We start from the raw sequence: 7,764 nt of genomic DNA on the forward strand, positions 1-7,764 counted from the left end.
ATCGCTGCTACACGCTTAGTTCAGCTTGCTCAGCCGTATCACGCGGCGAGATGGCGGACCTGGCGCTGCGGCGCAGCGGCCACCGGTGCTGCAGCCGGTTTGTGGAGCGGCGCGGCGTCCAGTTGGCCGGCGTAATCGCTGGCGAGCAGGGCGGCCGCTTGTTCGCGCCCCATGCCGCGCAGCTGCAGCCATTCCTGCACCAGCTTGGCCAGCTTCTCGAGCGCGATGCGGTGGGTGGCGTCGGTGCGGGTGTAGATCCAGTCGGAGAACGCCATGAAGTTGTCGAACGGGGTGTCGCCCAGCAGCACGCGCGTGGTGTTGGCGAAGCGTCCGGAGTTGGCCACCAGGTCCCAGTAGCGGGCGAACCGCACCAGGCGCTGCATGGCCGGGAAGTCGATCAGGCTGGTCGCCAGCACCGTGTACGGCGGGTAGGGATCATAGACCATGCCGAAAGGCTCGGTGTGGCGGATGATCGGCGTGCCGCGCAGGCGCTTGAGGATGCCGAACTGGATCTCCTGGGCGCCTAGCCCCACCAACTGGTCGAAGCCGCGCGCGAAGCTGGCCACGTCTTCGCCCGGCAGGCCGGCGATCAGGTCGACGTGCAGGTGGGTCTGCGACTGCTCGGTGAGCCAGCGGATGTTGTCGGCTGCCTTGGCGTTGTCCTGGCGCCGGCTGACCAATGCCTGCACTTCCGGGTTGAAGCTCTGGATGCCGATCTCGAACTGCAGCGCACCCGGCGGGAATTTTGCGATCGTCTCCTTCAGCGCCTCCGGCAGATGGTCGGGCACCAGCTCGAAGTGGGCATAGACCGGGTCCTGCGGGTTGGCCTCCAGCTTGTCGAGGAAGAACTGCATGATGCGCAGGCTGGTCTTGACGTTCAGGTTGAAGGTGCGGTCGACGAACTTGAACAGGCGCGCACCGCGGGCATGCAGCGATTCCATCTCGGCCAGGAAGGCCTCCAGCGGGAAGGGCCAGGCGGTCTTGTCGAGCGAGGACAGGCAGAATTCGCATTTGAACGGGCAGCCGCGCGAGGCTTCCACGTACAGGGTGCGGTGGGCGATGTCCTCTTCGCTATATAAAGCGTAGGGCAGGGCGATCTCCGCCATCGGCGGCTGTACGCCGGCGTGCACCTTCATCAGGGGCGTGGGGCCGTTCAGGATCTCGCCGCACAGCTTGGGAAAGGTGACGTCGCCCCAGCCGGTGACGACATAGTCGGCCAGCTTCACGATGGGCTGCTCGCCCGTCTCGTGCGAGACCTCGGGGCCGCCCAGCACGATCGTCACCTGGGGTGCGACGCGCTTGAGCAGGGCCACCAGCCGGGTGGTTTCTTCGACGTTCCAGATATAGACGCCGAAGCCGACGATGCGCGGCCGGTGCGCCAGGATGCGTTCGACCAGGTCGCTGGTCTTGGCGCCGATGACGAATTCCTGGATCTGCGTCTGCTCCTGCAGCGCTCCCATGTTCGCCAGCAGGTAGCGCAGGCCGAGCGAGGCGTGCGTGTAGCGGGCGTTGAGCGTGGAGAGCAGGATGGACATGATGGCGGCTGGGATGGGGACAGAAGGGCGTCATTCTACTGCGCCGGGACAGCATGCCGGCGCGGATATGCACAGTGAATTGCTTATGGAGAAGATCGGTATCTACAATCAAACACTTCTTTTAAATGGGACTGCCATGCTTATTACGAATATTGAAACCATTCCCGGCAAGGAGATCGTCGTGTGCCACGGCGTGGTTTCCGGGAGTTCCGTGCGCTCCAAGCACGTCGGGCGCGACATCATGGCTGGCCTGAAGAACATGGTTGGCGGGGAACTGCGCGGCTATACCGAGCTGCTGGAGGAGTCGCGCGCGCAGGCGACCGAGCGCATGAAGGCCCAGGCTGCGCAGCTGGGCGCCAACGCCATCGTCAACGTGCGTTTCTCGACCTCCTCGGTAGCGGCAGGGGCTGCCGAAATCTATGTGTACGGCACTGCGGTCACCGTGAGCTGAGATGGAATATCTCATCCTGCTGGCTTTCTGGTCGGTGCCCGTGGTGCTGGGTTATGTGTTCGGCCGCGCCGCCGAGTCACGCCACTACCGCTCGATCATTGCCAGGGAAAAGGCGCAACTGCACCTCCCCGCCACCTCGCTGAAAACCCTGGTGCGCGGCGGGCCGGTGGCGCGCAGCGAACTCGTGACGGGTAGTGTCGTCATCTCGGTCGACTATTTCAAGAAGGCGGCGTCGGCGCTGCGTACGCTGGTAGGCGGCCCGGTCAAGTCCTACGAAAGCCTGCTCGACCGCGCCAAGCGGGAGGCGGTCCTGCGCTTGAAGGAGGGCTGTGCTGGCGCGGACGAGATCGTCAACTTGCGCCTGGAAACCATGCCCCTGGCCGGCAGCCAGCGCAGCCAGGTGACCGGCGTCGAGGTACTGGCTTATGGCACCGCCATTTATTACGTGGACGCTGACCAGAAATGAAATACCAGGGCGCGCTGCCTGGGCATAACGACAACATCTCGCACGAGCATCCGCTCAAGGACTTCCTGCTGATCCTGCTGGCGCTGTCGCTGGCGGTGGTGGCGGGTATCTGGGGCGCGGGCGTCGTGGTCGACCAGGTGGTCGACGGGATGGCTCCCGAGACGGAAGCACGCCTCACCCGGCTGCTCGCTGCGCCGCTCCCGCCGGCCCGCGCAGAGGACGCAGCGCGCGAGGCCTGGTTGCAGTCGCAGGTCGACGCACTGCGCCAGTGCGCCGGGATGTCCGGTCCGGTGACGGTGCGCCTGGTCGCATCGGGAGAGGCCAATGCGGTGGTCCTCCCGGGTGGAGTGGTGATGGTCTACGCAGGTTTGCTCGACCAGGTGAAGTCGGAGAATGGCCTGGCCTTCGTGCTTGCCCATGAGCTCTCCCACCTGGTCCAGCGCGACCATCTGCGCGCGATCGGGCGCAGCCTCGTCGTGATCACGGCCGCAACCGTGCTGACCGGAGACGGCTCGTGGGCGGCCGGGGTGCTGGCCCCGGCACAGCACCTGGGCGAGACCAGGCATTCGCGCGAGCGCGAGTCCCTGGCCGATGCGAAAGCGCTGCGGATCCTCCAATGCCGCTATGGACACGTGGGCGGCGCCACCGAATTCTTCGACGCCCTCAGGAAGCAGGACGGCGATGCACCTGCCTTGACCCACTACCTGGCCTCGCATCCGTCGATGGCGGCCCGCACCCGGGCGCTGCAGCTGGCGATGCGCCAGCTTGGCCTGCGCAGCGGTCCGGTCCTGCCCCTGTCCCTGCCGCGTTGAACCGCGCGGCATGGCCGCACAACAAAAAAGCCGCCACGGCTTGCGCCGGGCGGCTTGATTACCGGGTGCCGGAATTACTTGGTGACGGTACGGGTGCCGACCACTTCGATGGTCACGCGGCGGTTCTTGGCGCGGCCTTCGGCGGTAGCGTTGTCGGCGACCGGCTGGGTTTCACCCTTGCCTTCGGTGTACAGGCGGGCCGGATCCAGGCCTTTCGAGACCATGTAGGCCTTGACGGCTTCAGCGCGGCGCAGCGACAGCTTCTCGTTGTAGGCGTTGGTGCCGATCGAGTCGGTGTGGCCGACGGCGATCATGACTTCGGTGTTCAGGCCTTCCAGCTTCGACATGAACTCGTCCAGCGCTGCCTTGCCTTCCGGCTTGACGATCGCCTTGTCGAAGTCGAACAGGGCTTCAGCCGCGATCGAGACTTTTTCCGAGGTCGGGGTCGGCTCCGGTGCCGGCGCCGGTTGGGCGACCGGGGCTGGCGCCGGTGCCGGTGCCGGTGCGGCTTCGACCGGCGCCGGTGCGACGTAGGCTGCCTTGGCCGGACGGCCGAACTTGTACAGCAGGCTGATCGACGCCATGTCGACCTTGGCGCGGTTCTGCACGGCGTCGGTCACGCGGTAGCGTTCGTATTCACCGCGCAGGGCGAGCGCTTCGGTGATCTTGAATTCCAGGCCCAGGCCGGCCTTCGCCGCGCGGCGGCCACCTTCCGGATTCGGGGTGATGACGGCATTCAGCACATTGCCGGTGTAATGGTTGTGCGACTTCGCATACTGCAGGCCGGCGCGGCCCAGCAGCGCCAGGCGCTGGGTCAGCGGGAGCTTGCCGACCAGGTCGAGGTTCCAGCCGCGGAACTCGCGTTCGCCTGCCAGGAAGCGGCCATTGGTGGTGGTGGCCACGAAGGTATGCTCGCCCAGACCGAAGTAACCCAGCTCGATTGCGAAATGGCGGTTCAGCTGCTTGCCGACGAAGAACTTGTAGGCTTTGTCCTTGTTGTCCGCAGTGTACGAGCTCAGCGGCAGGCCGGCCTGGGCCATGCCAGTCGCGAGATTGTTGTCGTAGAGGTCATGCAGGCGTGCCCGTCCGAGGCCGGCGCCGATGTACCAGGCGTTGTCGGCCCAGTCCGGGTTCACGAATGCGGTCTCGGTTTGGGTCGGCTGGGCAGCGGTGTCTTGAGGCGCAGCGTAGGCGCTCGTCATGGTTGCGCAGGCCAGTGCGATCAGGGCGGTAAGTTGGGAAGAAGTTTTCATTTTTGTTTTTTCGATAGATGTTAATAAATAGGTGGATCGAACCCAAGGGCGCAATCTGGTGAATTGCTGAGCGAATTATTACCTGTAGGCATCTTGCCTACTGTTCGTTACCTCGCATAGAGAGCAATATTTGGGAAAATACAACAAATTTGCGATGCTTGCTGAGCGTGCACACTTTTACAGGCGATCGCTCATCCATTTATGCGAAATGCATATCGTGCGTACAACACTTCGGCGGTAGAGTAGTGCGTTATTCACGCCCGTCACGACCACCGAAAGGCCACCATGCACGTTCGCTTCAGCGCATTCCCGCGCCCCCTGACGCTTCTGCTCGCAACGACGCTGTCCCTGGCGCTTACAGGCTGCGGCCGCGACCCGGATGCCGCCCAGTCGGCCACCATGTCGGGCAGTTCCGCCAGCAAGGCCTCCAGCGGCCCTGCGCGCATCAAGGTCGACCTCGCACGCACCACCCATGGGGTCCCGCACGTGCGGGCCAGCGATTTCCGCAGCCTCGCCTACGGCCTGGCCTATGCCTACGCCCAGGACAACGTGTGCATGTTTGCGGACTCGGTGCTGACCGTACGCGGTGAGCGTTCGCGTTTCTTCGGGGGAGAGGCGCGTCCGCGCCAGCGCACCGGCGACGAGTACGGTGGCGGCAGCGGCTTCATGGACCTGAAGAACGAAGACAGCGACTTCTTCTTCAAGGGCTATCTCGATATAGACCAGCTGCGCGCCGGCTACGCCGCCGGCCCGGCGGAGCCGCGCCAGCTGCTCGAGGGCTTCGTCGAGGGCTATAACCGCTATCTCAAGGACTACGGCGGCAAGCTGCCTGCCGCCTGTGCCGGCGCGAAATGGGTCAAGCCGATCAGCTTCGACGATATGGTGCTGGTGGTGGCGGAAAAGGCCCTGCATGCATCCGGCCAGGTCTTCGCCGCCGACTTCGTGGCCGCCGGCCGCGTGCCGGGAGCGCCCGTCAGCCTGGCCAGGCTGGCGCCGCGCAAGCTCGACACGCGGTCCCTGGTGGCGCAGCTCGAGCAGCTCGACAAGCGGGGCATCGGCAGCAATGCACTGGCGGTCGGCAAGGACCTGTCCAGCAACGGCCGCGGCCTCCTGCTGGGCAATCCCCACTTCCCCTGGACGACTTCCGACCGCTTCTACCAGGCGCACCTGACGGTGCCGGGGCGTTACGACGCCATGGGCGTGATCATCGGCGGCGTGCCGGCGGTCGTCATCGGCTTCAACCGCGACGTGGCCTGGAGCCATACCGTGACCACGGCCTATCACTTCACCACTTTCCGCCTGGCGCTGGATGCCGGCGACCCTACCGGGACCACTTATCTATATGACGGCGCCCGCCGCAAGATGACGTCGAAGACCGTCACGGTGGAGACGCTGCAGCGCGACGGCTCGGTGGCGCAGCGCAGCAAGACTTTCTATTTCAGCCATCAGGGCGCCGTCATCGTCCGTCCGGAGGCGGGCATGACCTGGAGCGCGGGCGCCGCTTTCGTGCTGGCCGACCCGAACCGCAACAACACGCGCATGCTGGAACAGTGGCTCGGCATCGGCAGGGCCGGCAACGTACGTGAACTGAAGGCCTCGCTCGACAAGGTAGTGGGCCTGCCCTGGGTGAACACCGTGGCGGCCGACCGCGACGGCAATACCCTGTATGCGGACGCCAGCGTGGTGCCGCATATGAATACCGACAAGTTCATCAACGGCTGCCTGTTGCTCGAGGCGGCCCTGCTGTTCGACGGATCGCGCAGCGGCTGCGCCTGGGGCCAGGACCAGGGCGCCCCGAGCGGTATCTACTCGCCAGTGAATGCCCCCTGGATGATGCGCACCGATTATGTAGGCAATTCCAATGACAGCTATTGGCTGACCAATCCGAAGTCCCTGCTGACAGGCCCGGCCCCGTTCGGCTATTCGCCGCTGTATGGCAGCGTGGGCGTCGAGCAGAGCCTGCGCACCCGGCTGGGCTTCCGCCAGCTCGATGAACTGATCGCGCAGAAGAAGCGGCTGGCGCTGACCGACATCCAGGCGCTGGCCTATTCGAACCGCGTCCATGCGGCCGAACTGGTGCTGCCTGAACTCTTGCGCGCGTGCGCGGGGGCGGGCGACGCACTGGCGCGCCAGGCATGCATGACGCTGCAGGCCTGGGACCGCCGCGCCGACACCGGCAGCCGGGGCGCGGTTCTGTTCCGCGAATTCTGGGGCATCGCGTCCGCGATTCCGGACAAGTGGGCCACGCCCTTCGACCCGGCCGATCCGGTGCACACCCCGCATGGCGTGGCCCCGGCCGCGATGCCGGCCATGCTGGCTGCCCTGCGCAGCGCAGCCGGCAAGCTGGAGTCGCTTGGGGTGCCGCTCGACGGCCAGCTCGGCGATTACCAGGTCGAGCCGCGCAATGGGGTACGCATAGCGCTGCATGGAGGGAACGGCGACGAGGAGGGCACCTATAGCTCGCTGACCATGGCGACCGGCCTGACGCCGCAAGGCTATGTCGGCGTCTATTGGGGGCAGAGCTATATCCAGACCGTCGGCTTCGACGACAAGGGGCCGGTGGCGCAAGCGGTGCTCACCTATGGCCAGTCGACCGATCCGGGCTCGCCCTGGTATGCCGACCAGACCAAGGTGTACTCACGCAAGGCCTGGCCGCTGCTGCCGTTCACGCAGGACCGCATCAAGGCGGATCCGCACTACACGTCCGTTACCTTGCGTGACTAAACAACTGCAATGAAATCCGCGCCTTCCGATCATTCGGGAGGCGTCGGCCGTTTGGCGGACAGGCCAAGCTTAAGCGAGGCTGAAAATCTCTCCAAAATTCACATCCACCACTTGCGCGGTCAGGATCCACTTTGTTATAGTTGCTCTCTTCCGACGCTGCCGCGACGTCTAAAACGAGCGGCAACGAAAGAAAACGAGGAGTTGACGAGCGAAGCGAAACACTGCATAATCTCGTTCCTCTGCTGCTGACGAACACAACGCTTCGTACGGTGCAGCAAGGTAGTACAGAACACAGTTCTTTAACAATCAACAGTCGATAAGTGTGGGCGTTTGATGAAGGTGCCGCTGACTTCGGTCAGTGAATACTTAAATTATCAAATGTTCACAAAAGTATTAAGCGTTGTCCCAGCAATGGGATAACGGTCAGTATCTTGAGTGAGCGACCCCTTAGAAATAAGGGTGACACGAAAGTGTCAACAAACAGAGATTGAACTGAAGAGTTTGATCCTGGCTCAGATTGAAC

6 protein-coding genes are annotated in these 7,764 nt (G+C 64.3%); 4 read left to right on the forward strand and 2 right to left on the reverse strand.

The features are described 5' to 3' along the window. Window positions 1-38: 38 nt before the first annotated feature. Window positions 39-1,535 carry a B12-binding domain-containing radical SAM protein gene (locus AC56KL_RS20675; RefSeq protein ID WP_497182056.1) on the reverse strand — a complete coding sequence of 499 codons (1,497 nt, stop codon included), beginning with the start codon at window positions 1,533-1,535 and terminating at the stop codon, window positions 39-41. A 136-nt stretch (window positions 1,536-1,671) separates the two neighbouring features. Here AC56KL_RS20675 and AC56KL_RS20680 point away from each other — a divergent pair, with 136 nt between their 5' ends. Genes AC56KL_RS20680 through AC56KL_RS20690 form a run of 3 tightly spaced genes read left to right on the forward strand, consistent with a single transcriptional unit; the run spans window position 1,672 to window position 3,264 of the window. Further along, entirely contained in the window at window positions 1,672-1,986 is a 315-nt protein-coding gene (locus AC56KL_RS20680; protein WP_497182057.1) for a YbjQ family protein, read from the forward strand. Between the two features lies 1 nt (window position 1,987). After that, complete coding sequence (locus AC56KL_RS20685) at window positions 1,988-2,452, forward strand: YbjQ family protein (protein ID WP_497182058.1); 465 nt, start codon at window positions 1,988-1,990, stop codon at window positions 2,450-2,452. Next, window positions 2,449-3,264, forward strand: coding sequence for a M48 family metallopeptidase (locus tag AC56KL_RS20690; RefSeq protein WP_497182059.1), 816 nt, complete (start codon window positions 2,449-2,451; stop codon window positions 3,262-3,264). The genes AC56KL_RS20685 and AC56KL_RS20690 overlap by 4 nt, the downstream gene beginning before the upstream one ends. Window positions 3,265-3,338: 74 nt before the next feature. Here the strand turns inward: AC56KL_RS20690 and AC56KL_RS20695 are convergent, their stop codons facing one another. Continuing rightward, window positions 3,339-4,517 (reverse strand): OmpA family protein, encoded by a 1,179-nt coding sequence (locus AC56KL_RS20695; RefSeq protein WP_497182060.1) that lies wholly within the window; start codon window positions 4,515-4,517, stop codon window positions 3,339-3,341. Window positions 4,518-4,802: 285 nt separating this feature from the next. On the opposite strand from AC56KL_RS20695, the gene AC56KL_RS20700 reads away from it, so the two are divergent. Further along, a complete protein-coding gene (locus AC56KL_RS20700; protein WP_497182061.1) occupies window positions 4,803-7,241 on the forward strand; it encodes a penicillin acylase family protein in 2,439 nt (812 codons plus the stop codon). Window positions 7,242-7,764 lie beyond the last annotated feature (523 nt).

The sequence above is a fragment of the Telluria sp. ZB4P34 genome, from assembly GCF_059686055.1.